The sequence below is a fragment of the Thiofilum sp. genome (assembly GCF_016711335.1).
GTDB lineage: Bacteria > Pseudomonadota > Gammaproteobacteria > Thiotrichales > Thiotrichaceae > Thiofilum.
This window is the reverse complement of the sequence record NZ_JADJTF010000004.1, coordinates 24537-49210: the sequence shown is the minus strand read 5'-3', so window position 1 is coordinate 49210 and position 24674 is coordinate 24537. Positions and strand designations below refer to the sequence as shown.

At 41.3% G+C, this 24674-nt stretch carries 23 protein-coding genes; 9 read left to right on the top strand and 14 right to left on the bottom strand.

The features are described from left to right. Positions 1-80: 80 nt before the first annotated feature. On the bottom strand, positions 81-1196 hold the full coding sequence (locus IPL34_RS19360; RefSeq protein WP_296843176.1) for a hypothetical protein: 1116 nt from the start codon (positions 1194-1196) through the stop codon (positions 81-83). Positions 1197-1240: 44 nt separating this feature from the next. Continuing rightward, the gene (locus IPL34_RS19355; RefSeq protein WP_296843175.1) at positions 1241-2962 is read right to left on the bottom strand and encodes a hypothetical protein; all 1722 of its coding nucleotides are present in this window, start codon (positions 2960-2962) and stop codon (positions 1241-1243) included. Positions 2963-3111: 149 nt separating this feature from the next. Here IPL34_RS19355 and tnpA point away from each other — a divergent pair, with 149 nt between their 5' ends. Further along, positions 3112-3540, top strand: coding sequence for an IS200/IS605 family transposase (gene tnpA, locus IPL34_RS19350; protein ID WP_296839491.1), 429 nt, complete (start codon positions 3112-3114; stop codon positions 3538-3540). A 225-nt stretch (positions 3541-3765) separates the two neighbouring features. Here tnpA and IPL34_RS19345 read toward each other — a convergent pair whose 3' ends face one another. Continuing rightward, positions 3766-4578: a DUF4424 family protein gene (locus IPL34_RS19345; protein WP_296843174.1), complete on the bottom strand. Its 813-nt coding sequence runs from the start codon at positions 4576-4578 to the stop codon at positions 3766-3768. Positions 4579-4712: 134 nt separating this feature from the next. On the opposite strand from IPL34_RS19345, the gene pqqA reads away from it, so the two are divergent. The 6 genes from pqqA (at position 4713) to IPL34_RS19320 (ending at position 9730) form a co-directional block, all read left to right on the top strand. After that, a complete protein-coding gene (gene pqqA / locus IPL34_RS20785; protein ID WP_366931109.1) occupies positions 4713-4796 on the top strand; it encodes a pyrroloquinoline quinone precursor peptide PqqA in 84 nt (27 codons plus the stop codon). A 3-nt stretch (positions 4797-4799) separates the two neighbouring features. Beyond that, the gene (gene pqqB, locus IPL34_RS19340; protein ID WP_296843173.1) at positions 4800-5717 is read left to right on the top strand and encodes a pyrroloquinoline quinone biosynthesis protein PqqB; all 918 of its coding nucleotides are present in this window, start codon (positions 4800-4802) and stop codon (positions 5715-5717) included. After that, positions 5714-6451 carry a pyrroloquinoline-quinone synthase PqqC gene (pqqC, locus tag IPL34_RS19335; protein WP_296843172.1) on the top strand — a complete coding sequence of 246 codons (738 nt, stop codon included), beginning with the start codon at positions 5714-5716 and terminating at the stop codon, positions 6449-6451. Before pqqB ends, pqqC begins: the two co-directional genes overlap by 4 nt. 2 nt (positions 6452-6453) lie before the next feature. Further along, the gene (gene pqqD / locus IPL34_RS19330; protein WP_296843171.1) at positions 6454-6720 is read left to right on the top strand and encodes a pyrroloquinoline quinone biosynthesis peptide chaperone PqqD; all 267 of its coding nucleotides are present in this window, start codon (positions 6454-6456) and stop codon (positions 6718-6720) included. Continuing rightward, complete coding sequence (pqqE, locus tag IPL34_RS19325) at positions 6713-7813, top strand: pyrroloquinoline quinone biosynthesis protein PqqE (protein WP_296843170.1); 1101 nt, start codon at positions 6713-6715, stop codon at positions 7811-7813. The genes pqqD and pqqE overlap by 8 nt, the downstream gene beginning before the upstream one ends. Positions 7814-7930: 117 nt before the next feature. Then, the gene (locus IPL34_RS19320) at positions 7931-9730 is read left to right on the top strand and encodes a tetratricopeptide repeat protein (protein ID WP_296843169.1); all 1800 of its coding nucleotides are present in this window, start codon (positions 7931-7933) and stop codon (positions 9728-9730) included. Positions 9731-9887: 157 nt separating this feature from the next. Here the strand turns inward: IPL34_RS19320 and IPL34_RS19315 are convergent, their stop codons facing one another. The 4 genes from IPL34_RS19315 to IPL34_RS19300 form a co-directional block, all read right to left on the bottom strand. Further along, positions 9888-10523, bottom strand: a complete 636-nt coding sequence (locus tag IPL34_RS19315; protein ID WP_296843168.1) for a nucleoside/nucleotide kinase family protein — start codon at positions 10521-10523, stop codon at positions 9888-9890. Between the two features lie 38 nt (positions 10524-10561). Further along, complete coding sequence (locus tag IPL34_RS19310) at positions 10562-11161, bottom strand: macro domain-containing protein (RefSeq protein ID WP_296843167.1); 600 nt, start codon at positions 11159-11161, stop codon at positions 10562-10564. A gap of 82 nt (positions 11162-11243) precedes the next feature. After that, positions 11244-14729, bottom strand: a complete 3486-nt coding sequence (locus tag IPL34_RS19305) for an indolepyruvate ferredoxin oxidoreductase family protein (RefSeq protein ID WP_296843166.1) — start codon at positions 14727-14729, stop codon at positions 11244-11246. 145 nt (positions 14730-14874) lie between these two features. Beyond that, complete coding sequence (locus IPL34_RS19300) at positions 14875-16296, bottom strand: PLP-dependent aminotransferase family protein (protein WP_296843165.1); 1422 nt, start codon at positions 16294-16296, stop codon at positions 14875-14877. 167 nt (positions 16297-16463) lie between these two features. Here IPL34_RS19300 and IPL34_RS19295 point away from each other — a divergent pair, with 167 nt between their 5' ends. Continuing rightward, the gene (locus IPL34_RS19295; RefSeq protein ID WP_296843164.1) at positions 16464-16739 is read left to right on the top strand and encodes a DUF1127 domain-containing protein; all 276 of its coding nucleotides are present in this window, start codon (positions 16464-16466) and stop codon (positions 16737-16739) included. A gap of 51 nt (positions 16740-16790) precedes the next feature. On the opposite strand, the gene oppF is transcribed toward IPL34_RS19295, so the two are convergent. The 5 genes from oppF to IPL34_RS19270 are packed head-to-tail and all read right to left on the bottom strand — an operon-like array spanning position 16791 to position 22280. After that, the gene (gene oppF / locus IPL34_RS19290) at positions 16791-17780 is read right to left on the bottom strand and encodes a murein tripeptide/oligopeptide ABC transporter ATP binding protein OppF (RefSeq protein WP_296843163.1); all 990 of its coding nucleotides are present in this window, start codon (positions 17778-17780) and stop codon (positions 16791-16793) included. Further along, positions 17773-18744, bottom strand: coding sequence for an oligopeptide ABC transporter ATP-binding protein OppD (gene oppD / locus IPL34_RS19285; protein ID WP_296843162.1), 972 nt, complete (start codon positions 18742-18744; stop codon positions 17773-17775). Before oppD ends, oppF begins: the two co-directional genes overlap by 8 nt. A gap of 9 nt (positions 18745-18753) precedes the next feature. Beyond that, positions 18754-19662 (bottom strand): oligopeptide ABC transporter permease OppC, encoded by a 909-nt coding sequence (gene oppC, locus IPL34_RS19280; RefSeq protein ID WP_296843161.1) that lies wholly within the window; start codon positions 19660-19662, stop codon positions 18754-18756. A 39-nt stretch (positions 19663-19701) separates the two neighbouring features. Further along, a complete protein-coding gene (gene oppB / locus IPL34_RS19275) occupies positions 19702-20622 on the bottom strand; it encodes an oligopeptide ABC transporter permease OppB (RefSeq protein WP_296843160.1) in 921 nt (306 codons plus the stop codon). 11 nt (positions 20623-20633) lie between these two features. Beyond that, positions 20634-22280 (bottom strand): ABC transporter substrate-binding protein, encoded by a 1647-nt coding sequence (locus IPL34_RS19270; protein WP_296843159.1) that lies wholly within the window; start codon positions 22278-22280, stop codon positions 20634-20636. A gap of 148 nt (positions 22281-22428) precedes the next feature. On the opposite strand from IPL34_RS19270, the gene IPL34_RS19265 reads away from it, so the two are divergent. Continuing rightward, entirely contained in the window at positions 22429-23334 is a 906-nt protein-coding gene (locus IPL34_RS19265; protein ID WP_296843158.1) for a LysR family transcriptional regulator, read from the top strand. 23 nt (positions 23335-23357) lie between these two features. Here IPL34_RS19265 and IPL34_RS19260 read toward each other — a convergent pair whose 3' ends face one another. Together IPL34_RS19260 and IPL34_RS19255 are read right to left on the bottom strand one after the other, a co-directional pair. After that, positions 23358-23792 carry a YqaA family protein gene (locus IPL34_RS19260; RefSeq protein ID WP_366931106.1) on the bottom strand — a complete coding sequence of 145 codons (435 nt, stop codon included), beginning with the start codon at positions 23790-23792 and terminating at the stop codon, positions 23358-23360. Positions 23793-23854: 62 nt separating this feature from the next. After that, positions 23855-24172, bottom strand: coding sequence for a hypothetical protein (locus IPL34_RS19255; RefSeq protein ID WP_296843157.1), 318 nt, complete (start codon positions 24170-24172; stop codon positions 23855-23857). Between the last annotated feature and the right edge of the window lie 502 nt (positions 24173-24674).

The following is a 24674-nucleotide window of genomic DNA, read 5'->3' as shown; positions in this document are numbered from 1 at the left end:
TCTGAGTAAAAGGATAGGGAAAAGAGGGCTAGGTATTCAATCTTAATAGTAACAGGTCGTTACTATTAAGACGGAGGGTATTATGTGGTGCTACTTAATAAGTTAGTAAATTCTTGTACTGCCTCTTTACTTAACCAAGGGTGGATCTCATAGCGTTTAATAGGACCATGATGGTTGATGGTAAAACGCAGTAATCGAGCGCAATATTCGATAGCAAAATACTTATTTGATTTGGTCAGGTTTCTGAAGCTTTGGCAGTCAGTTTTTCCTGCTACTGATCTCAAAAGCTCTTTAAGACTAGCATCAAATACCATTGAGTTAGCAGAACATTGGAATATGCCGGCTTCTTTTGTGCAGTCGCTAGTAGAGGTAGGATTGGTAATATCGTGCTCAGCCTGCCAGTTCCAAGAGCTTTCATAGCCAGCTAATACACGCATTACCTCCAACATGACTGCCTTACGATGCATGATACCTTGCCATGGACCTAAATCTTGGCGCACATGGGAATAAATGTCATAATTTGCATTCCAATTGAAAATTTCATTGTCGGCATTTCTCGCCCAACTGACTAAAATATTAATGAAATCAATAGGCGCAGAACCTCTATTATAAACAGGGCTGAGTAATACGGAGTTAGGGGATAGTATTATTTCGGGTTCGCTAATGACCCAATCAGAGTCATCATCATAAAGCGCTCTACTACCCATAACTGAAAAATGGGCGTGAGCATTATGAGGGTTCTGGCCGTTATAGTTGCGCCATTGCCAAGGATCAATAGTAGAGCTACAAATCCTTCCATTCCATATAATGTATTTAATACGCAAGTCACGGCTATTAATAATATGTTCTGTAATGGTATTAAGATCACAGCCATTAATAGGATCATGAGTGATGTCTAAAGCAGTAACAACACCGGCATTATTAGGACAATGATCTGAGCTACCCGGACAATGGGCAGAATCCCCAATTATTCCATCACTATTGCGTTGCCTACTGGGATATAGTTCGTCAATCTGTGCTTTTAGTTTTAATAGGCTTCGAGCACTTTGCCAATTTTGCCGAGCTAGGTGTGTCAGCATAGATTTATAGTAGGGTCTGTTTAAAGAAGTATCTCCCATAGTCTCAATATAAGCTGCTTGATCATCAAAATGCTCTTGCTTTTGCAAGTGACTACTTTGGATGCTTTGATTACTCATATCTATTCTCCGTAAGGTATTAGAGTGACAGAGGTTTTACTTTATTAATTGTAATAGACTGGTAGAGGGGAAATTACTCCGTCGGTAATCATATAATTATTACTAATATAAGCATTTGGGTTAGCTCTTATAATATTAGTAACACCTTCAATATTAGGTTGTGTGGGAGTATTGCTACTAGTATTAAAATTTTTACCTGTAGTGCAAAAATTATTTACAATCCTAAATTTAGTGCTATTTAAAACTGTATAGGGGTTATGTTGGGTATTATAGAGATGATTATTTTCAATATTGATATTTTGATGTTGTAGTTGATTTACTGCAAATACCTCTGATCTAATAAATATACCTTGTAAACCAACAGCATGATTAGTGGCTCTTGATTTTTCTACTAAAGGGTCGGATTGTTGACAAAAACTAACCCAATTAGTATCACTGTCATTAAGGCTTTGAGCTATACACGCATCATAATTCTCATAGATATGGATATTTCTACTGGGTGTGGTATCTCCTTTTTGAGCAAAAATTTGTACAAAATCAGAGTGAGTTTTGCCATCATACTGCTCTTGAATCCCCTTTGCATTAATACGTAAACGATGACCTTGGGCTAACTGATAGGCTAAGCCTTTACCTCGGTAGTTATGTGTGATGGTAAGGTCTGTTACTTTATTACAATGAAACATATCACTGATTAGGTAGTGGGCTATATTTCCCTCAAAATGTATTCTGCTAGAGTTTACAATTTCAAAAGCATTAAGTATATTTTCAAGATAATTATCAGTAGCAAAGACATTCTTGCTGTTTGTAGTAATAGAAACTCCCTTGGGTCTTAATATAACAGCTTTAGGTGTTGATTGTGTCATGCCATTCATAATGATAGTTTCTTGATTAGCATCGTATAGTCCACCATGAAAGTAAGAGTTTTTAATATAAATATGATTACAAGAGTTAATAGCTAATATGACGCTATCACATGAGGTATAATTATTTCTATTACTGATGTAATTGCTTGTGATACTAGCATCAAGATCACATATTTGTATATTGTTAGAACCATTTATCGTAATGGGTTTATTATTAACTTTGCCAGTAATAATAAGTTTATTAGCACGATTAATTGAAATAGCAGTCGCTGAGCAGTTAGATAGATCAATGAGAGTATAGTTAGAGGTGTTTCTATGTTCTTTTATAATATTATTTAGCTCACTTTGATTGACTGGGCTATATTGATTTTCATAAGGAGTACTACATAACTCAGATCGTCTAGCAACCAATGAATTTCTAAATGTAAATTTTTCTGTTCTAGGCGCTTTTAGATTTTTCTTTAAGTTTTTAAATAGCTCATCGACTTGAGCTTTTGGAGCAACGTTGCGTTTTTTAATTTTTGGATTGGAGTCCTCAAGAGAAGTATCATATTTGATTTTATTTCTAATTAGTACGATCTCTTCTATTTTTTTATAAACATCATCTGGAATTTCGATGATCGAATTTATATATAGAGTCGGATTGTCAGAATACATCATTCCTTCAATAATTGACTCTCGCTCAATGGGGTCATGGATAGCTGTATTTAAAAAACCAATAAGCAGCGAATGAATATATTTTTCCTCCACCTCAGAGTATAGTTTTTTGTTATAATGAGAAGGGGTTTCGGTAAGCTCACTAATCATCTGATGAAGATTATTAGAGAAAGATGATAGTGTTGAATAATTCATATCTCTGAGAGCAACTAAGTTACTCTCAAAGTATTCTGAGCGTTTGTTCATATTTTAACCCAACCTAGCTGTGTGTTTATACTTTATATTATAGTATAGATTTTTTATTAGTCCGTCTTCAAGGTTAAAACCACCGTCTTTAGACGGTCAGATTTATCTGCGATACTAGCTGGATGAAGGTTGGCATGAGGTCGTGAGAGATGGAGTATCGGTATGGAAGCCACACCGTCTACCGGATTGAGTATCACTTTGTATTTGTGACGAAATACCGCTATCCGGTACTGAAAGGGGATGTGGGGTTAAAGATACGGGAGTTGATCCGTCAAACCTGTCAAGCCTTTGAGATAGAAATAGTGAAGGGGGTGGTGAGCAAGGATCATGTGCATTTGTTGTTATCGGTGCCACCGGAGCTAGCACCGAGCGAGATCATGCGCCGAATTAAGGGTCGAAGTGCGGCAAAAATCTTTGAAAGCTACCCGGATTTAAGAAAGCGGTATTGGGGACAGCATTTTTGGGCGCGGGGTTATTTTTGTGCGACTTCAGGGGAATTGAGTGCTGAGATGATTAAGGCGTATTTAGAGCATCACTTTGAACCGAGGTTAGAGGATAACTTTAAGACAGAAGGCTAGACGGGTCTATTCGACCCGTATCCGGACTTTAGTCCTTTTAGCGAACCCTTCAGCTTTAGCTGATGGTTGTTAAGTTCAATTTAAAACATATCATTTTTAATGAGCAATATTTGGTTGAAGATTAAACAGTTTAACTATAAATTAGCCAAGTGTTGGTAATACTATAAATCTATGCTAGTTAAACTAAGTTAATTCGATTGGGTGAAAGTATCTCAGATGAAAGCATTATTGAATTGCATTGGTGTTATAGGGTTTCTTTAAATACAAAATATATAAATCTTGCTTAGGCGTGAAATTATTTTTTTCCATAACAAAGGTTAAGTCATCAACTTTTTTTACACCCGTACCACAAAAGCTAATCTTTTCCTCTTTATCAGACTTTTTAACGGTCAGTTTGAATTTGCCAATAGGACCTTTCCAGTTTGCGCCACTTTTTAAAATGTAGTTGACCGTAGCAGTGGGTGTATCCCAGCCGGATTTAAGCTGTTTATCTACCCATGTTTGCAAGTCTTTAGTGATGCAGTAGCGTCCGGTTTCCTCTCCTTGCAAACCAAAACCAACTCCGCCCCCTAAAGCAGGTGTGTATTCATGGATAACGGAAATAGCTTTTTGCGCAGGGAAAGTCTGCATCCAGTGATGAGTGATTTTATGCCATGTTTGCTCATCCTTAGTACGAGACTTCACTTCAGTTTCAAAAGGTTGCTTTTTACCATTCACCATCACAGAAAAGTCCATCACGTTTTTATCTTTATCAAACTTGTCGGAATTTAGGGGAATGTCATAGATATCAAAGGTGAACTCTGGGATAGGAAAGGCTACACGCGTGGTAATCGGTTTATCACTGGTATTTTTGAACTGATATTTAACGCGAATTTTGTCTTGGCTAATAAATAAGTCCTCAGACTCCATCACAATCTGATCTGTTTTGGTCAGCACTAAACCACCCGCACCAAAAGCAGCGGTGGAATCATTGGCGGGACTCATAGGACTTACAAGTAACATCAGAGCGCCCAGTAGGACGGCAAGCAGATTGCGCATATTAAAGCTCCTAAAAACAATCACTAAAGACACTCAGCATACACTAATGATTGCGCAATGACGTGACCAACCTTTTTCCAACCTAGCATTATCTATACTAAAAACTCCAACACATTAAAGAGAGGAGTTTCACTATGAAAAAATCTGCATGGGCAAAGCCAGCATTTACTGAAATGCGTTATGGTTTTGAAATCAATCTGTACATCATGAATCGTTAAGCCTTGTACGTATTGGTTTTAGGTTCTGCCGCGGGAGGTGGATTCCCGCAGTGGAATTGTAACTGTCCGATGTGTGCAGGAGTACGACATGGTGCTATTCAAGCTCAACCTCGTACTCAATCCTCCATCGCTATTTCCACGGATCAGGTCAATTGGTTATTAATTAATGCCTCACCTGATATTCGTACCCAACTCAATACTCTACATACCTATTTACAACCGGAACGTGCTTTACGTGATACGGGCATTAAAGCGGTGTTACTCGCAGACAGCCAGATTGACCACACGACGGGTTTACTGATTTTACGTGAGAGCAAGCAACCTTTAGAGCTGTATTGCACCGATAGCGTGTATGAAGATCTGACTACTGGTTTCCCCGTATTCAATATGCTAGAGCATTATTGTGGAGTGAAGCGCCATACGTTACCGCTCAATCAGCGAGCCTTTAGTGTGACAGGTTTTGAGGATCTACGTATTACGGCTGTTGAACTGTGGAGCAAAGCCCCGCCTTATTCACCGCATCGCTGTTCACCGCATCAAGGTGATAATGTAGGTTTTTGGTTTGCAGATCTAAAAACCGGAGGCAAGCTATTTTATGCCCCCGGACTCGGTGTCATTGAAAACCATCTCATCCCTTACTTTGCAGAAGCGACTTGCGTGCTAGTCGATGGTACATGCTGGACGGATGATGAAATGTCACAGCGTGGAGTAGGGCATAAGACCGCACGCGAAATGGGACACCTCCCCCAATCTGGTAAGGGTGGCATGATTGAATGGCTCAATCAGTTTCCTCAACCGCGCAAAATTTTGATTCATATTAATAATACCAATCCGATTTTAGATGAGTACTCAACCGAACGAGCGATTTTAACTCAGGCGGGTATAGAAGTCGCTTCTGATGGATTGTTAGTGGAGCTATGAGTATGAGTGCTTGGTCCAAAGCCGAATTTGAACAACAATTACGCGCCTTAGGTAAGTACTATCATATCCATCATCCATTCCAACAAATGATGTATGAAGGCAAATTAACCCCTGAGCAGCTAAAAGGTTGGGTCGCTAATCGTTTTTATTATCAAGTCACTATTCCACGTAAAGATGCTGCTTTACTCATGAATTGCCCCGACCGTGAAATACGGCGGGTATGGATTCAGCGTATTCTGGATCATGATGGCGGCCCAGCAGCGGGGCATATTTCTGATGGTGGCATAGAAGCGTGGTTGCAATTAGGTGAAGCGTGTGGCGTGCCGCGTGATGAGTTGTGGGATCAACGCCATGTATTGCCCGGTGTGCGCTTTGCAGTTGAGGCTTATCTGAACTTTGTACATCACGCGACGTGGCAGGAAGGAGTTTGCTCCTCTTTGACCGAATTATTTGCTCCCACTGCTCATAAACAACGCTTAAAAAGCTGGCCTGATCATTACCCTTGGGTCAAGCAAGAAGGTTTGCAGTATTTCCGTAATCGTTTAACCGAAGCGCATCGTGATGTGGATCATGGCTTGGCTCTGACCTTGGAAAACTTTAAAACCCTAGAACAGCAGCAGCGTGCGCTACAAATACTCAAGTTTAAATTAGATGTGTTGTGGTCGATGTTGGATGCTATGTATTTAGCTTATATTCAAAACATGCCGCCGTATTTTAATGTAGCCAAGGACTAGTCATGGATACCGAGCTTAAACCTCAACTCGCGCTAGGTTATCGTTTGCAATGGGAACCCGTACAAGAAAACCATGTACTGCTTTACCCCGAAGGCATGGTCAAACTGAATGACAGTGCCGCCGCTATTTTAGCCAAATGCACAGGCGAACTAAGTATTCAAGCTATTAGTGAGCAGTTAGAAAACGAGTATGAGGTGGCGGGTTTATTAGCCGATGTGAGTGAGTTAGTAGAGTCAGCGGTAGAGCGAGGTTGGTTACGCTATGTCTAAAATACCGCCACCCTTATGGTTGCTAGCTGAAGTAACTCACTCTTGCCCCTTGCAATGTCCCTATTGCAGCAACCCACTAGACCTAGTGCCTAAAAAAGATGAACTCGATACCGAAGGCTGGCTGAAAGTACTACGTGAAGCACGTCAGATTGGAGCGGCACAATTAGGGTTTTCTGGTGGGGAACCTTTAGTACGTAAAGATCTTGAAATCTTAATAGCCGAAGCACGGCGCTTAGGCTATTACTCGAATCTGATTACTTCGGGTATTGGTATGGATGAGGAGCGTGTCGCTACCTTTCGTGAATTAGGTCTTGATCATATTCAAGTCAGCTTTCAGGCGGATGATACAGTATTAAATGACTATTTAGCGGGCACTGATTCTTTCGAGCATAAATTAGCAATGGCGCGAGCCGTGAAAGCGAATGGCTATCCGATGGTATTGTGCTTTGTGATTCATCGCCAAAATATTGGGCGTGTTAGACAAATGCTCGATTTAGCGGCTGAGTTACAAGCTGATTATGTTGAATTAGCGACCGCGCAATATGAAGGCTGGGCGCTACTTAATCGGGATCATTTATTGCCAACTCGCGCTCAAGTACAAGAAGCTGAGCGTATTGCTCATGAGTACCAAGAAAAGCTAAAGGGCAAAATGCGTATTTATTATGTTGTGCCCGATTACTATGAAAATCGTCCTAAAGCCTGTGTGGGCGGCTGGGGGCGGGTGTTTTTAGCCGTAGCACCAGACGGTTTAGCTATTCCTTGTCATTCAGCGCGTAGTTTACCGAATTTAGAATTGCCTAATGTGCGTGATCACTCGATGGAGTGGATTTGGTATCATTCCCAAGGATTTAATTTCTTCCGAGGCGAGGCGTGGATGAAAGAGCCTTGCCGCACTTGTGATGAGCGCGAAAAAGATTTTGGTGGTTGCCATTGTCAGGCGTTTAAATTACTGGGCGATGCGACTCAAGCCGACCCAACCTGTGCTAAATCTCCTCATCACCATTTAATCACCCAAGCCATCAATACCGATTATCTAGCTCAAGCGCCGAGTAAGCCTCTAGTATTTAGGCAACGTCGAGTGCTCACGACTTAAAGTGTTACTGGAACACCCCTCGCCTAGTGTCTAAAAAATAGGTAAAATCACCCGTATGCAGACTAGAGGATGAGCTAGGATGATAATAAATTTTTCCTGTAATAATCATAATTGATAATGATGCAATACTGGGTTGGGCTAATTTTATTATTAAGTTTTACCTTGCTGAGTGCTGATGAGCGCTATGAAGTGCATTTGCTTACGCCTGAGGTGCAAATTTATGAACGCCCAGCCTTAGAGGGTAAAGTGCAATGCCAATTAAAAGGGGGCGAGCATTTAGTAGTAGTGCACTATTATAATGATTGGTATCAGACCTATAGTTGTGGCACACGAGGTTATGTGCATGCTAAACACATTCAAGAGCTAATGCTGCCTAGTAATAATTGGGCTATGCAGCACGACTTAATAAAGTTACAAGGTATAATTCAACCCAAAGAACGTACCCGACTCGCCCTATGGTGTTCTAAAAGCTATTTATTCCCCAGTCCTTTTCAATCTTTTTGCCGTTTTAATCATTTCTCTAATCAATCCTCTACTGAACTCTTTATTAATCATTGGCAAATAGTCAAAGCCTTAGATTCCTCGCTACCTAAAACCACTCAATTTACCCTTTTAGCTGACGGCGCTTTTGATACAACGGGCTTTATTCCCTTTTATTTAGGTGTTGCCTACGAAGAAGGTAGAGGAGTACAGCAATCGCCATTGCAAGCTTTATATTGGTATCAAATAGCTGCCCAACAAGGTGATCGCTTGGGGCAATTTAAATTGGCAGAGTATTTATTTAATGGTAAGGCAAGATTTGAAGATAAAGAGCAAGCCCTCTATTGGCTTAAGCAAGCAGCGAATCAGGGTTATATCGAGGCTCAATATCGTTTAGGTCAACGTTTTGATGTGGGTTTGGGGACGGAAGAAAATAAAGCACTGGCTTTATTGTGGCTTACGCGTGCGGCCGAACAACAGCATGTCATGGCACAATTACAATTAGCCAGTATTTATTATAATGGTGAAGGTGTATCGCCTAATTCTGTATTAGCTCAGGAATGGCTATTGCAAGCAGCAGAGCATAATCACCTAGATGCCCAATTAAAACTTTACTTATTAAATCATTATGGTTCGGGTATTGCAGCTAGCCCTGAGAAAGCACACTATTGGTTAAATCAAGCCTTAAAGCAAGGCGCAGGATTGGCTTATTATCGTTTGGGTTATTTGTATTATTATGGTGATGGGGTAGAGGCGAGTAATGCGCTAGCTTTACAATACTATCAAAAGGCGGCTGATTTAGGAGATAAGGTAGCACAATATAGTTTGGGGGTATTATATAGTACGGGTGATGAAGTTAATAAAAATCCTAAGCAAGCACTGTATTGGTTTACTCAATCAGCACAACAACATTATGCACCGGCTCAATATAATTTAGCACTGATGTATGATGAGGGTGATGGTGTTCAAGAGGATAATCACAAAGCAGTAGCTTGGTATTTAAAAGCAGCTCAGCAACAACATAGTGCGGCGCAATATAATTTGGCATTGATGTATGATCAAGGTGATGGTATGCCTAAAGATAAAAAACGAGCTTTAAAATGGTATACTGCCGCCGCAGAACTGGATGATGCCGAGGCGCAATTAAATTTGGCTTTATTGTATTATCAAGGCGAGGCTATTAAACGCGATAAAACTAGAGCATTACAATGGTTTTATGCCTCTGCTCAACAAGGCGAATTAACAGCACAATTTAAATTAGCAGAGATGTATAATAAAGGCGATGGAATTTTACAAAATAAAACCGAAGCTTTAAAGTGGTACACTCGTGCTTCCGAGCAAGAAGAAAATCTTCAAACTAAGCAGGTCTTACTCGATAGAATTAAATTGATTTTAGATAATAGTCCTAAATCTACGGTAGCGGCTTCTAAGCCTTAGCTCTTTGCTGTTTAATATGCTAATTAAGTAGTTTATCTTCAATAGCGATTGTTTCCTTAAACCATTACTAAACTCTCTACTGAAAGAGTTAGCCTAAAGAATAAAAGCCTTACTAACGTTATTAAACGTCTCTACAAATAATTAATAACTAAGCTTTTTAGCGAATGACTAGAGTATACTTAGCCTTAATAGATTCATTTATGATTTTTCTAGCATTAGGTAAATCATTCAAAAGTGCTTTAGCTTTGGCTTCCTCACTATTAAAACCATAACTTAACCAGCGTTCAATCAAGCGTTGCTCTAAGACCGCTTCTTCTACCTCAATCCAAATGCTCAAATCCCATAATTCATGCAATTCACTCCAAGGCGCACTATTTAATAATAAGTAATTACCCTCTACTACTAATAGTTTATGCTGTTCTCGTACTATATCCGCCCCCGCAATGGCTATATCACGCTCACGATCAAATAAAGGAATGACGACTTCATATTCTACTTTGAGGCGTTTAATTAAATGTATAAAGCCTTTAGTATCAAAAGTTTCAGGAGCACCTTTGCGGGCTAATAATCCACGCTCTGAAAGCACTCGATTATCTAAATGAAAGCCATCCATAGGGATAACTTTGGCGCTGTCTGTCTGTTTTTGATTGATTGCCTCAACTAGCCTTTGTGCCAAGGTGCTTTTACCCGCAGCCGGAGGAGCAGCAATAGCAATGATCTGTCGTCGTTGTGTATCAAGTTGATGTATGCAATCAAGCAATTCAGCGATGGAATTTACAGTCGGGGTTGTCATATCACAGTATCTAGAGCGTTATTGAGATTGATATTATACTACGCTTGCTCATCTATTAGCTGCATATGATTTCTTACCGCGCTAGCTAAACCGCCTTCAGTTAATATCTGTTTATTCATTACCACATCATAGGCTGCTCGCATTTGCTTAGCACATAATAGTGCAGGCATTTTACCCTCACCTGTACCTAAGCCCGGACAAGCAATGGATTTAATAGCATAGGAGTTCTTTTGATTAAACTGCTCAACCGCTTGTAATACTGCTTTAAAAGCTAAATAGGCATTAACGGTATTAGACACATCCATAGGCACTCGCATAGTGGGTGCACTAATCAGATAAGGAAATTGAGTATGCTGAGTAGGAACTATAATAGCTTGCCCTACTGGTAATTCACCATAATGATTTTTTAATAAAACTTCACGTACTTGCTCTTCAATATGCCAGCCCAAGGTTTCTGATATTTTTAGGTCTAAACCACCATCCATATAACCAAAACTATTAGAGGGACTCACTAACGCATCAGCTTTTTGTTTTAAAATATCGCCATCAACCACTATGACATTAGATATACCTTGAAACACTTTTTGCCACGCGTAATAGAGATCAATCTGATAAGCGACTAAGTTGATGTAAAGCATAAAAGATTTTTAAAAAAAGAAGTACTCCTAGTATACGCTAGAAGTACTTAAGAGGAATCCAATAAGAGGTTATATTTATTAATTAACTACTGTGTTGCCTTTCTTTCATACGTTGAATCGATGCGGCCTTAATGTGACCGTAGCCCCGAATTTGATCATAAGCATTGAGCTGTTCCAATACTGCATTATAAGTAGTCGCTGTTAGCTTAAGAGTCGCTTGTTGAATTAAGTCACTGTATTCTTTGATTAAAAACCTTTCTTGTTGCCGCTCTTGAGTATAGCCGAACATATCTAGTGGTGTACCACGTAGCACTTTGAGCTTAGCTAACAGAGGAAATGCTTTATAAAGCCATGTACCATATTCTTGTTTAATAGGTTTGCCTGCGCTGCCTATTTTAGCTAAGAAGGGTGGTGCTAAATTCAACTTTAATTCATAATCTTGACCTAACTCACCTTCAAAGGTTTGCGCTAATTGTGCTTTAAAATCGATACTGGTATAAAGCCTTGCGACCTCATACTCATCTTTATACGCCATTAAGTGCACTAGGTTTTTAGCAGCAGCACGAGTTAAAGGTAAGTTTTGATCTAGACCCAAACGCCTTTCAGCTTCTTGTAAAGGTTTAAGTGTAGCGGTATAGCGTTCGGCATAAGCTTTATTTTGATAGTGAGTGAGCAAATCACGATGTAATTGCATTAAGCTGGCTAAATCTAATTCAGGCATATTTTTTAGAGGAGCACGTTTTAAATAGTCACCTGTATTACCCTGATGAGCAAAATAACTACCCCAGATAAATGCCTGCTCATTTTTCTCAGCTTGAGTACCATTTAAATAAATAGCCTGCATAATGCTTTCACGTTTTAGCGGTATCCAGCCTTTTTGCCATGCATAACCCATTAACATACTATTAGCAAATAGAGTGTCACCTAATAATTTCAGAGCTAAGTCATTAGCATTTAAAAATTCGGCGGCTTGCCCCATACTGGTTTGTAAATCATGCGCAATAGAGGTTCCGGGGAATGACCAATTGCGATTAGTGATAAATTCAGCCGTAGGTGTTTCGCTGCTATTAATTACGCCTTGAGTTAATCCGCTCAGCGTCATACTGAGTGCTTCCTGAGAAGCGCAAACAATCGCATCACAGCCTAGTAGTAAGTTGGCCTCGCCCGTAGCAATTTTGCTAGCATTGAGTTGATGTGGCTCATTAGCAATTTGTACATGCGACAGTACCGCACCGCCTTTTTGAGCTAGCCCCGCCATATCGAGTACGGTCACGCCTTTATGCTCAAGGTGTGCTGCCATACCAAGCAGTGCCCCTACCGTCACAATGCCTGTTCCACCCACACCTGTGATTAAAATTCGATACGGATGATCTAAACTAGGTAACTTAGGAGGGGGTAAATCATCTAGATTAGGAAGTTCATACTCGGTTCCTTTGGGCTTACGCAATTTGCCGCCTTCAATGGTTACAAAGCTGGGGCAAAAACCCTTCACACAAGAAAAGTCTTGATTACAGGTAGATTGATTGATTTGACGCTTAGTGCCCAGCGGTGTGTCCACAGGCTCGATAGATAAGCAATTGGATTGCAGAGAACAATCACCACAACCTTCGCACACGGCTTGATTAATAATAGTGCGTTTGGTGAGTTCAGGTAGGAGTCCACGCTTACGACGGCGACGCTTTTCTGTGGCACACATTTGCTCGTAAATTAAAACGGTCGTGCCAGTGGTAGCGCGTAAGCGTTTTTGCACCGCATCAAGTTCATCCCGATGGAAAATTTCAACATCAGTTGGTAGACGATTGAGTGGATCTTGATATTTAGTAGGATCGTCAGTGACTACTACGGTTTTAGCCACACCCTCCGCTTGGACTTGAGCTACTAATTGTGGGACGGTTAGTGTGCCATCAATAGGTTGCCCGCCTGTCATAGCGACGGCATCATTAAAAAGAATTTTATAAGTGATATTGGCCTTAGCCGCTACCGCAGCGCGAATCGCTAATAGCCCTGAGTGGAAATAAGTACCATCACCTAAGTTGGCAAAGACATGTTGATCTTTAGTGAACGCCATTTGCCCCAGCCATGCTACTCCTTCGCCGCCCATTTGGCTGAAGGTGTCGGTATTGCGATCCATCCAGTTGACCATGTAATGACAGCCAATACCTGCCAAAGCGCGGGAGCCTTCGGGCACACGGGTAGAAGTATTGTGCGGACAACCTGAGCAGAACCAAGGCTTACGTTCGGTAGTTACGCGAGGTTTAGCTGTCTCATGCTCTTTTTGCTCAATAATACGCATCCGTTCCACGACACGAGTACGAATGTCTTGTGGCAATTCCATTGTCAACAAGCGTCGTGAAATAGCCTTAGCGACTAAAGCAGGGGAGAGTTCAGCAGTAGCAGGCAGTAACCATTCGCTGCGAGGTACTGACCATTCGCCGCCTGCACCATCACGAGCAGCAAATTTACCATACACGTTAGGGCGTACATCCTCGCGCCAGTTATACAGTTCTTCTTTTAGGGCATATTCGAGTACTTGACGCTTTTCTTCTACAACCAGAATTTCGTCCAAACCTTCGGCAAAGTGTCGTGCATCGTGTGCATCCAAAGGCCACACACAACCGACCTTCATCACACGAATCCCTAAGCGGCGACACGCTGCTAAATCTAGTCCTAAATCGTTTAAGGCTTGGCGTACATCTTGGTAGGCTTTGCCTGCGGTCATAATACCAAAGCGAGCTTTGGGTGAGTCTATTACGATGCGATTCAAACGGTTAGCTCGTACATAGGCTAATGCAGCATACCATTTGTAATTAATCATTCGTGCTTCTTGTACCAGCGGTGGATCAGGCCAACGGATATTTAAGCCACCCTCTGGCATAGTAAAATCGTCTGGCAATACGATCTTGACGCGCTCAGGATCAACTTCAATTGAGGAGGAGGTTTCAATCACTTGAGTAACACATTTTAAGCCTACCCATAAGCCTGAATAACGACTCATCGCCCAGCCATGTAGACCAAAATCAATAATTTCTTGTACGTCAGACGGGTATAAAACGGGAACGCCACTAGCGGCTAATAGGTGTTCTGATTGGTGGGCTATACTGGAGGATTTAGCCGCATGATCATCACCTACCACCATGAGCACACCACCGTGTTTCGAGGTTCCGGCTGAGTTGGCATGTTTAATGGCATCGGTGGAACGATCTGCGCCCGGACCTTTGCCATACCACATAGAAAAGACGCCATCGTATTTAGCATTAGGATAGAGGTTTAATTGTTGCGAACCCCAAACGGCAGTGGCTGCTAGGTCTTCATTCAAGCCGGGTTGGAAGATAACATCATGTTGAGTCAGGTGTTTTTGAGCATTCCATAGCTGTTGGTCAAAGCCTGCTAAGGGTGAGCCACGATAACCAGAGATAAAGCCTGCGGTATTTAAGCCCATTTGACGGTCTAATTCTTTTTGCAGCATAGGCAGTCGTACTAGCGCTTGAGTGCCGCTCATATAAGCCCGACCTTTAAGCGTGGTGTATTTATCGTCCAGTAGTAGCTGACTAGGTAATTTAGCGGTCATGTGGTGGTACTCCTTCCAGCATTTATTATGAGTAAAATACTAAGAAATAACCGCTCTATCGTAAAATGATATAAATTGACATTAGCTATGTGTTTTTCAAATATCAGTAATGACTAATGCTTACTTTTACCAGAGTTAGCCTTTACTAAAAGCTGTTCATTAATTGTTGAGCTTCTTTTCCTACTAATTGGATAGCGGCTTGTATCTTTTCATCTAATGCAGCGCGAGTGTAGTTAATTCTGATACAGTTTCGATATTTGCCTGAAGCTGAAAATACACTACCGGAAGTGATTTTAATATGGTGTTGCATCATACGTTTATCTAATTGCACTGCATCAAAACCATGAGGTAATTCTACCCAAATAATAAATCCACCCTCTGGAAAACTAATACGAGTGCCGTCTGGAAAACTCTCCTTGATAAGGCGAATAGCCACATCGCGTCCCATTTGATATTGCTGGCGTACTTTGCGCAGATGTCTCTCAAAATAACCCTGTTCAATAAAATCAGCGATAGCTAATTGAGTCATAGACACCGCAGAAGCTGTACCCACATATTTTAAATGTAGAATACGATTACGATAACGTCCGGGCACAATCCACCCTACCCGCAAACCCACTGCTACTGTTTTAGTAAATGAGCTACATAAGATCACTCTACCTTCTTGGTCAAAAGATTGAATAGTACGGGGGCGTGGCTGCTTGTAGGCTAATTCACCGTAAATATCATCTTCAATGATGGGGACATCATAATGCTGGGCAAGTTGTAAAAGGCGTTGTTTATTGGCATCAGGCATACAAGAGCCTAAAGGATTATTAAAAGCTGGAATAGCCATAATAGCGCGGATAGGCCATTGATCTAGAGCCATTTCTAGTGCTTCTAAGCTCATACCATGAGTTGGATGTGTAGGTATTTCTAAAGCTTTGAGACCATGAGCATTAAGGATTTGCATAACACCATAAAAACATGGTGATTCGATAGCTACTACATCTCCGGGTTTGGTAACAGCTTGAATACTAATAGACAAAGCTTCTTGGCAGCCAGTGGTAATAATAAGATCTTGTGCTTGAATTTGTGTACCAGAAACAATTCCAAGGCGAGCAATTTGGTCTCGTAACGCTAATTGCCCCGGAAGTGAGTCATAAGCTAATAATTGTTGTCCCCGACTTTTGATGTTATCGCTTAATAAGCGCATTAAAGGTTTTAAAGTAGGCACTGTGACATCACATAGGCCACGTCCGAGATTGAGAATATTGGGCTGCTCACGACAAGATAATAAAGCTAGTACTTCATCCCACTGAGATACTTCTAAAGGATATTGAGTAAGGCGACTAATCTGCGGTATGGATGTGGCACTTTGAGGTGCTTTCACATAAAAGCCTGATTTAGCTTTCACCTCTACATATTGCTGTTGTTCTAGTAACCAGAGTGCTTGTTGAGCTGTTGCAAGGCTAACCTTGCGTTCGGCACTGAGTATACGCACAGAGGGTGATTTATCTCCTACCTTATAAAAGCCCTGCTCAATACGTTCACGTAAGGTATCTGCAATTGATTCATACAGTTTCATGAAATAACCTAAATATAGTTTTTTTACCATGACAGATTTGGTTTAAGGCTAACATGACAGCGTTAAATAAACCAATCTGTAACAGTAAAATAATTAAAATTCTGAATCTGTAATGGGTACGGTAAATATTCTAAGCTAATGTAATCAATAAATTGGGATATAAAGCTATGAAAACCTTATCTTTAACTAAAGTAGTCTGTAATAGGCAGGAACAGAGGGCCAAAGAACCAAAAACCACTATGCGTCTCCTAATAGATCAAGTAGCTAAGAGGTTCTGGCAATTGTTTAGTATTACTTGGTACACCCTCATCCATTGGCGCAAGTTACGCCTAAGACAGCAAACACGAGCGCAGTTATTAGATTTAACCAATGAACAATTGCGCGATATTGGTCTCACACGCTATGAGGTGGAGTGCGAAGCACGTAAGTGGTTTTGGGAGTAAAGGTAATAGTATAAGGAATACTCTAATTGCTTAAAGTATTCCTTAAGTGCTTTAAGAATTAACTTTCCAACAACTCACTGCATGATAATCATCACCCGTCAATATAGGCTTTTGCTCAGCACATTGCGGCATAGCTATCGGACAACGTGTTCTAAACACACATCCAGACGGAGGATTGAGCGGGGAGGGTAGATCACCTTCTAATAATTGAATAGTTTTTCGTCGCTCTAATTGTGGATCAGGAATCGGTACGGCTGACATCAGTGCTTGAGTATAAGGATGCAACGGATTTTCAAATAAAGTACGCGCCTCACCAGACTCCACTACATTACCTAAATACATGACTAAAACACGATCACTAATGTGTTTCACTACCGAAAGATCATGAGCAATAAAAATTAAGCTTAAGCCCATTTCGGCTTGTAATGCTTGGAGTAGATTAATTACTTGCGCTTGAATCGACACATCTAGAGCAGAGACAGGTTCATCACAAATAATGAGCTGAGGCTTTAAAATCAAGGCTCTAGCTATACCAATACGTTGACATTGCCCACCAGAAAATTCATGCGGATAGCGATTAATTAGATTAGGTAATAACCCGACCTTAGTCATCACCGCTTTAACCTCATCCATCACTTCCACCTTAGAGAGTTTAGGCTTAAAGGTAATCAGGGGTTCGGCAATAATATTGCCTATGGTCATACGCGGATTTAGAGAGGCTAGGGGATCTTGAAAGATCATTTGCATTTGTTGCCGATTAGCGTGGCGCTCGGCTGCGGTCATGAGTGTTAAATCTTGCCCTAACCACAGCATAGTACCCGAATGCGGTGCGACTAAACCAATAATAGCGCGTGCCAGAGTGGACTTACCGCAGCCAGACTCACCCACTATCCCTAAAGTCTCACCTTGATACACCTGAAACGATACTTGATTGACTGCTTTCAATTGAGCAGGTGCTTCCCAAAACCACGCATGCTCACGTTTGACTGCAAACTGTACGCTTAAATCATTGATTTTAAGTAGAGGAGTGGTATTAGTCATGGTGCAGCTCCGATACCGGAATATGGCAAGCGCGTAAGCGTTGGGGGGCAAATTCAGTTAAAGCCGGAGCTTGGGTAGCACACATAGCTTGAGCTATATCACAACGCGGTTGAAAGGGGCAACCCTGAGGCAAACGCAATAAATTAGGCGGATTACCTCCAATGGTGGCTAGCTCTTGCCCTTTACTATCAAGGCGCGGTACTGCATTGAGTAAGCCTTGGGTATAAGGGTGCGTGGGTTGATAAAAAATATCTTGTACGCTCCCATATTCCATAGTGCGTCCTGCATACATGACTAATACCTTGTCACATAAGCCTGCTACCACGCCTAAATCATGAGTAATCAAAATAATCGCGGTATTAAAGTCGCGCTTGAGTTCCTGAAGTAGGTGCAAAATCTGCGCTTGAATCGTCACATCCAATGCAGTAGTCGGCTCATCAGCAATCAATAGCTTAGGCTCACATAGTAACGCCATCGCAATCATCACACGCTGACGCATACCACCGGAAAATTCATGCGGATACATACGCATACGTTTAGCCGATTCGGGGATTTTGACCGCATCAAGCATCTTAATAGCGACTTGTTCGGCCTCACGTTCACTCATACCTTTATGAATTTTTAAGGTTTCAGTGAGCTGCTTACCTACTTTCATATAGGGATTAAGTGAAGTCATAGGGTCTTGGAAAATCATAGCGATTTGCTGAGCACGAATTTTATTGCGCTCTTTTTCCGGTAAATACAGAATTTCTCGCCCTTCTAACTGAGCGCTGCCTGCTACTTGACCATTGTGAGCGAGTAGTCCCATCAGAGCAAAAGCGGTTTGACTTTTACCTGAGCCGGATTCGCCCACAATGCCTAGTGTTTCACCTTGAGCCAGATTAAAGGTTAAATTATTAACCGCAGTTACCTTACCATCAGGAGTACTAAACTCGACTCTTAAGTCTTTGACGCTGAGTAACATGAGCACTCCTTAACGATCTTTAGGGTCAAGTGCATCACGTAAGCCATCACCCAAAAAGTTAAAACAAAATAGGGTAATGACCATAAATGCTGCTGGGAATAATAATTGCCAAATCGCTACTTCCATCGTTTGTGAGCCTTCTTGCAGCAATGCACCCCAACTCGTCATAGGCTCTTGCACACCTAACCCTAAAAAGCTCAAAAATGATTCGGTTAAGATCATACTAGGCACGAGTAAGGTGGCATAAACTACGACAATACCTAATACATTAGGCACAATATGGCGCGTGATAATGTGCCACTTAGAAACACCATAAACATGAGCTGCTTCAATAAACTCTTTATGTTTTAAGCTTAATGTTTGCCCGCGTACTATTCGCGCCATATCCAACCAAGACACAGCCCCTAATGCGACAAAGATTAGAAAAATATTACGCCCAAAAAAGGTCACTAATAAAATGACCAAAAACATAAAAGGAATCCCATACAGGATTTCCAATAAGCGCATCATAATCTGATCAATTTTACCGCCCAGAAAACCAGAAGCAGCGCCATAAAGTGTGCCAATTAAAACGGCTACTAATGCACCTAATACCCCCACCATGAGCGATATTTGCCCCCCTAGTAAGGTGCGCACATAAAGATCACGCCCTAGAGTATCCGTACCAAAGTAATGACCGTTTTCAAGGGAAGGCTCCGTTCCCATTGACGCCCAATCGGGTTCATCAAAGCTATAGCTACTGAATTGACCTCCGACTAAAATAAACAGGGTCATTAGCAATAAAATAATCAAACTGATCATTGCCGCTTTATTGCGCATAAAGCGGCGTCTAGCATCTTGCCACAGACTACGCCCTGCTACTTCAGCCACTTGATCAGCGAATTGATTAACGGCTTCACGACTAGACGATTTAATCATGGTGGCGTTCTCTTTGTTAGGCTTAGCATGATCATCCTCCTAGTAGCGAATACGTGGATCAACCATTGCATACAAAATATCTACAATGGCATTAAATAAAATAGTCAAGGCTCCTATTAAAATGGTTAGCCCTAACACTAACGAGTAATCACGATTCAGTGCGCCATTAACAAAGAGCTTGCCAAGTCCGGGTAAACCAAAAATGGTTTCAATCACTACTGATCCGGTGATAATGCCCACAAACGCCGGACCCGTATACGAAATCACAGGTAACAGAGCGGGACGCAGGGCATGCTGGAGCACAATACGATAAAACGGAATACCTTTAGCTTTTGCAGTACGAATGAAATTGGAGTGCATCACCTCGATCATACTGCCCCGCATAATGCGGGCGAAGGAGGCCACATACAGTAAAGACATCCCTAGAATAGGCAGAATTAGATATTGCCATTGACCATTATTCCACCCCCCCGCTGGTAGCCAGCCCAAACGTATGGCAAAGATATAAACCAATAACGGGGCGAGCACAAAGGAGGGCATAATGACCCCCGCCATAGCGGAGGACATAAGGGTAAAATCAAGCCAAGTATTCTGTTTTAAAGCCGCGAGTGTACCTATAGCGACCCCACTAATTAGGGTAAATACAAAGGCTAGCAAGCCAATTTTGGCGGACACAGGGAAAGCCTGTGCCACCAAATCATTGACTGTATAATCTTTATATTTAAACGAAGGACCTAAATCACCCTGAGCCAAATTACCTAGGTAGCTAAAATACTGCTGCCAAGCAGGTTTATCCAAACCGTATTTAGCCTCAATATTATGCATAACCTCAGGTGACATCGCGCGTTCACTGGTAAAAGGACTACCCGGAGCAAAACGCATCATAAAAAAGGTGATGGTAATTAAGACCAGTAAAGTAGGTATGGCTTCTAAGAGGCGCTTCAATATGAACTTAACCATACTAGACCCCTTTATTCAGCAATCAGATACAAGTCCTTAGCGTAAATCTTATCTTCAGCGTTATTTATAGGATAGCCCCCCAAATTAGGCTTCACTAAGCGTGCATTGACATAGTGATACACAGGGGCAATACCCATATCTTTAGCGAGTACTGCTTCCGCTTTGTTATAAATAGTATTGCGCTCTTCGACCGTAGGAGCCTTCACTGCATCTGCTAAGAATTGATCAAACTCAGCGCTGTTATACTTACCATAGTTAGTAGAATTAGTACTTTCTAGCGTGCTTAAAAAAGTTGAAGGCTCATTATAATCACCGCACCAGCCTGCACGCGCCACATCATAATTGCCATTACGTCGAGTATCTAAGAAGGTTTTCCACTCTTGGTTTTCTAGTTTGACATCAACCCCTAAAGCCTTTTTCCACATAGCAGCGACCGCTAATGCAATCTTTTTGTGGTTTTCGCTGGTGTTATAGAGCAAAGTGAATGATAAAGGCTTATCAGGTCCAAAACCTGCCTCGGCTAATAGAGCTTTAGCTTTTTCGTCGCGTTCGGATTGAGTGAATTTGGAGTATTCAGGTAACTCTGGTTGAAACCCTGCTGTGTTTTGGTGCGTAAAGATATAAGCGGCTTTCTCACCTTTGCCGACTACCGAGTCTACTAATACATCACGATTAATCGCATAGGACAGCGCTTGGCGTACCTTAGCATTATCAAAAGGTGGTTTTTTATTATTAAATTCATAGTAATAAGAGCAGAGGTAAGGCGTGACTTTAACCGACTCGGGATGCTCTTTTTGCAGGCGTTTAAAATGCTCATTAGGCATTTCATAGATATAGGTCACTTCACCTGCTAAAAAGCGGTTCATATCGGTGACTTGGCTTTCAATAGGTAGATAAGTGACTTTATTAATGACGCTATTCGCGTTATCCCAGTAGTGCTCATTACGTACTGCTTCTATTTTTTCATTGACTACCCATGTAGAGAGCTTATAAGCACCATTGCCTACGAAGTTTTCGGGTGCAGTCCATTTATCACCAAATTTATCAATCACTGCTTTATTGGCAGGATACATAGTAGTGTGCGCAGTCATGATAATGAAATAGGGCAAGGGCGTATCTAAGGTTACTTCAAGGGTATGATCATCTAATGCTTTAACCCCTAAATCAGTAACAGGTTTTTCCCCTTTGGTAATCGCAGCCGCATTAGTAATGTGCGCTAACTCCATAAACGAAGCATAAGGCGATGCGGTTTTAGGGTCGACTACGCGTTGGAAACCATACACAAAGTCATTAGCGGTGACTGGATCGCCATTGGACCACTTGGCATCTTTACGTAATTTAAAGGTATAGACTTGATTATCTTTACTTTCCCAGCTTTCGGCTACAGCAGGGCGGATTTGACCGTTTTCATCGGTAGTGGTTAAGCCTTCATATAAATCACGCAAGATATTGGATTCAGGCACACCTTCATTTTTGTGAGGATCTAATGTGGCAGGCTCAGCACCATTACCGCGTACTATTTCCTGTACCTCAGCGAGTTTAGTGCCCTCTGGAACTTTGGCAGCTTGTACACTGGTGATTAGACCTAGACCCACTAGGCTAGATAACATTAAGCGATTGATATAATTGTGCTTTAGACTAGGTTTTAGTACGTTCATTATTAATCCTCCTAGATGACTGTGAGAGCTAAGTGTTTAGTTTAAAAACGGCTTTACGCTAACATATTATGAAGTTCACTCATTAGTACATAGTTTTTATGGGCCTACCATAAATTAATTAGTTGATAGAGCAACACAGGAGCGCGTAGTGAATTCTGATATTAGCTTACGTCAGTTACGCTATTTTATTGCAGCGGCTGAGACTGGACAGATTTTAATGGCAGCTAAAAAGGTGCATGTGGCTCAATCGACCGTCACCAATGCTATTTTACATTTAGAAGAAGCACTAGGGGTTAAGCTCTTTGAGCGCCATCCTTACGGTGTGGTATTAACCGCTGAAGGTTATAACTTTTATCATCGTGCTAAACAAATTCAGGAAAATTTAGAAGTTGCTATCAGTGAGCCGCATTTTCAGCGCCATCAATTAAAAGGTGTGATTACACTAGGGGCTTCGTATGCATTGCTGGGTTATTTCCTTCCGCCTTTATTAGCCCGTTTTCGACAGCATTACCCTGATATTGATTTGGATTTAAGGGATATGGAGCGCCCTGCTATAGAGGCAGGTGTACTGTCAGGTGAGTTAGAGTTGGGTTTGGTTTTACTATCGAATTGCACTGAGCGCGAGCGCTTTAGTTCGCATGTGTTATTACGTTCACGGCGTCAATTGTGGACTTCTAGCCACCATCCTTTACATAAACAAGCGTTTGCTTCACTACAAGATATTGCTGATTACCCCTATATCCAACTCACTGTCGATGAAGGCGAAAGTGCTACTAAACGCTTTTGGAGTGCGCAAGGCTTACAGCCGACTATTGCCTTTCGCACCAGTTCTATGGAGTCTGTGCGGGGTCTGATTGCGCACGGGTTTGGAGTGACCATTTTAGCAGATATGGTATACCGACCTTGGTCTTTAGAAGGGAGCAAAATTGAGGCTATTCCGGTTTTAGGCGTCATTCCGCATTTGGAAAGCGGTATGATTTGGGGTAAGGGAGCGCTATTAGCGAAACCCGCTGAAGCGTTAAGGCAGTTTCTCATTCATAGCTGTGGTAGTTAAGGTATTTTGGCTCAAGCACTTATTTAACTTAATGCAATTCCTTGTAATACTAACCACGCTAACACTATATAACGTAAACCCTTGGCAATAAATACTAAAATAATAAACTGCCATAAAGGCATACGCATTAAACCCGCCACTAAAGTTAAAGGGTCAGCAATAATAGGAACCCAGCTTAATAATAAGATCCATACACCATAACGTTTAAAAATAGCTTGTGCTTTGGCAATGGTTTCAGGTTTAAAAGGAAACCATTTACGCTCCTGAAAATGCTCAATATAACGCCCTAAACCCCAATTAATAATCGAACCTAAGGTATTACCTATGGTGGCGATACTGACTAATAAAACAACTTGGTCTGGAGCATGAATGATCAAACCTGCTAATACGGCCTCGGATTGTGCGGGTACAATCGTAGCAGCCAAGAGCGCACTCCAAAATAATAACCAATAAACCATTATCAGCCCTAAGTGAGCAAAGGGGCTTAGTATAGCGAGTGCCTCTGATGCGTGCTGGGTATTTAAGGTTCAAACGCGTGTTCATAACGTAACTGTAATAAAGGCAAGGCGCGTTCACGCCAAAAGGCGGGTGAAACTGCGCCACTGGTTCTTTCACCCTTAGCAAGTTTGTCAATAAAAAAGGTTTTATCCTCAGTTAAGGGATGTGAGGTGAGTATTTCAAAGGCCTCGTTAATCAGTTCTACTAATTCTTGGCTGGTGGCGGGCAAGGGGGTCGCAGAGAAATAAGCTTGTAGCTCATCCCACAAATACGAATCACCTCTTAAAGTCCATTGGTTCGATTTAGGCTCAAATAAATCGGCAATGGTAAACTGTTTCATAGATTTAAATCCTATTTTTGAGATCAAAATGGACAGCATTAATCCTTTGCTATCTATCTTGATAATCTTCTGTATTTCCTTATACATGGCTAACTAATAATTAAATTTTCCTTGAAAAACAATGCCTATATTTTTTATAAAAAATTCATAAAAATTTTGATTGAAGTCAATCAGCTTGAAAAGGTTTTTAGGCTTAAAAAAGTAATGTGTACATGGCTAGTGTGTTGATAGGTAGTTATTTACGTATCATTCGGTTCAAATAACACCACTAAAATTTGCTTTATCAATTAAGTTAAAGATTGGTTGATAATATAAAAATTAGTTGCAAGGTTAATGGTTTTTAAGTTTAAGGTTAGGACTAAATTGGCTTTTATTTAAACCAGAGAAGGTAGAGGAAAGGTTATTCATAATTGGGTTGGAGTTTTCATAGTGCTCTACACTTTCAAACACAATTCGACAGAAAGTGTAGAGTAGAGGATTAAGCAGATCCCCTTTTTGCCTT

Bases quoted from the DNA above. Each gene is read 5' to 3' on its own strand.
- IPL34_RS19320 (WP_296843169.1), top strand. From the start codon at position 7,931: ATGATGCAATACTGGGTTGGGCTAATTTTATTATTAAGTTTTACCTTG.
- IPL34_RS19260 (WP_366931106.1), bottom strand. From the start codon at position 23,792: ATGGTTTATTGGTTATTATTTTGGAGTGCGCTCTTGGCTGCTACGATT.
- IPL34_RS19315 (WP_296843168.1), bottom strand. From the start codon at position 10,523: ATGACAACCCCGACTGTAAATTCCATCGCTGAATTGCTTGATTGCATA.
- IPL34_RS19300 (WP_296843165.1), bottom strand. From the start codon at position 16,296: ATGAAACTGTATGAATCAATTGCAGATACCTTACGTGAACGTATTGAG.
- IPL34_RS19310 (WP_296843167.1), bottom strand. From the start codon at position 11,161: ATGCTTTACATCAACTTAGTCGCTTATCAGATTGATCTCTATTACGCG.
- pqqC (WP_296843172.1), top strand. From the start codon at position 5,714: ATGAGTATGAGTGCTTGGTCCAAAGCCGAATTTGAACAACAATTACGC.
- IPL34_RS19355 (WP_296843175.1), bottom strand. From the start codon at position 2,962: ATGAACAAACGCTCAGAATACTTTGAGAGTAACTTAGTTGCTCTCAGA.
- IPL34_RS19345 (WP_296843174.1), bottom strand. From the start codon at position 4,578: ATGCGCAATCTGCTTGCCGTCCTACTGGGCGCTCTGATGTTACTTGTA.
- IPL34_RS19295 (WP_296843164.1), top strand. From the start codon at position 16,464: ATGAAAACCTTATCTTTAACTAAAGTAGTCTGTAATAGGCAGGAACAG.
- pqqD (WP_296843171.1), top strand. From the start codon at position 6,454: ATGGATACCGAGCTTAAACCTCAACTCGCGCTAGGTTATCGTTTGCAA.
- IPL34_RS19255 (WP_296843157.1), bottom strand. From the start codon at position 24,172: ATGAAACAGTTTACCATTGCCGATTTATTTGAGCCTAAATCGAACCAA.
- oppB (WP_296843160.1), bottom strand. From the start codon at position 20,622: ATGGTTAAGTTCATATTGAAGCGCCTCTTAGAAGCCATACCTACTTTA.
- pqqE (WP_296843170.1), top strand. From the start codon at position 6,713: ATGTCTAAAATACCGCCACCCTTATGGTTGCTAGCTGAAGTAACTCAC.
- oppC (WP_296843161.1), bottom strand. From the start codon at position 19,662: ATGATTAAATCGTCTAGTCGTGAAGCCGTTAATCAATTCGCTGATCAA.
- tnpA (WP_296839491.1), top strand. From the start codon at position 3,112: ATGGAGTATCGGTATGGAAGCCACACCGTCTACCGGATTGAGTATCAC.
- IPL34_RS19270 (WP_296843159.1), bottom strand. From the start codon at position 22,280: ATGAACGTACTAAAACCTAGTCTAAAGCACAATTATATCAATCGCTTA.
- IPL34_RS19360 (WP_296843176.1), bottom strand. From the start codon at position 1,196: ATGAGTAATCAAAGCATCCAAAGTAGTCACTTGCAAAAGCAAGAGCAT.
- IPL34_RS19305 (WP_296843166.1), bottom strand. From the start codon at position 14,729: ATGACCGCTAAATTACCTAGTCAGCTACTACTGGACGATAAATACACC.
- pqqA (WP_366931109.1), top strand. From the start codon at position 4,713: ATGAAAAAATCTGCATGGGCAAAGCCAGCATTTACTGAAATGCGTTAT.
- oppD (WP_296843162.1), bottom strand. From the start codon at position 18,744: ATGTTACTCAGCGTCAAAGACTTAAGAGTCGAGTTTAGTACTCCTGAT.
- oppF (WP_296843163.1), bottom strand. From the start codon at position 17,780: ATGACTAATACCACTCCTCTACTTAAAATCAATGATTTAAGCGTACAG.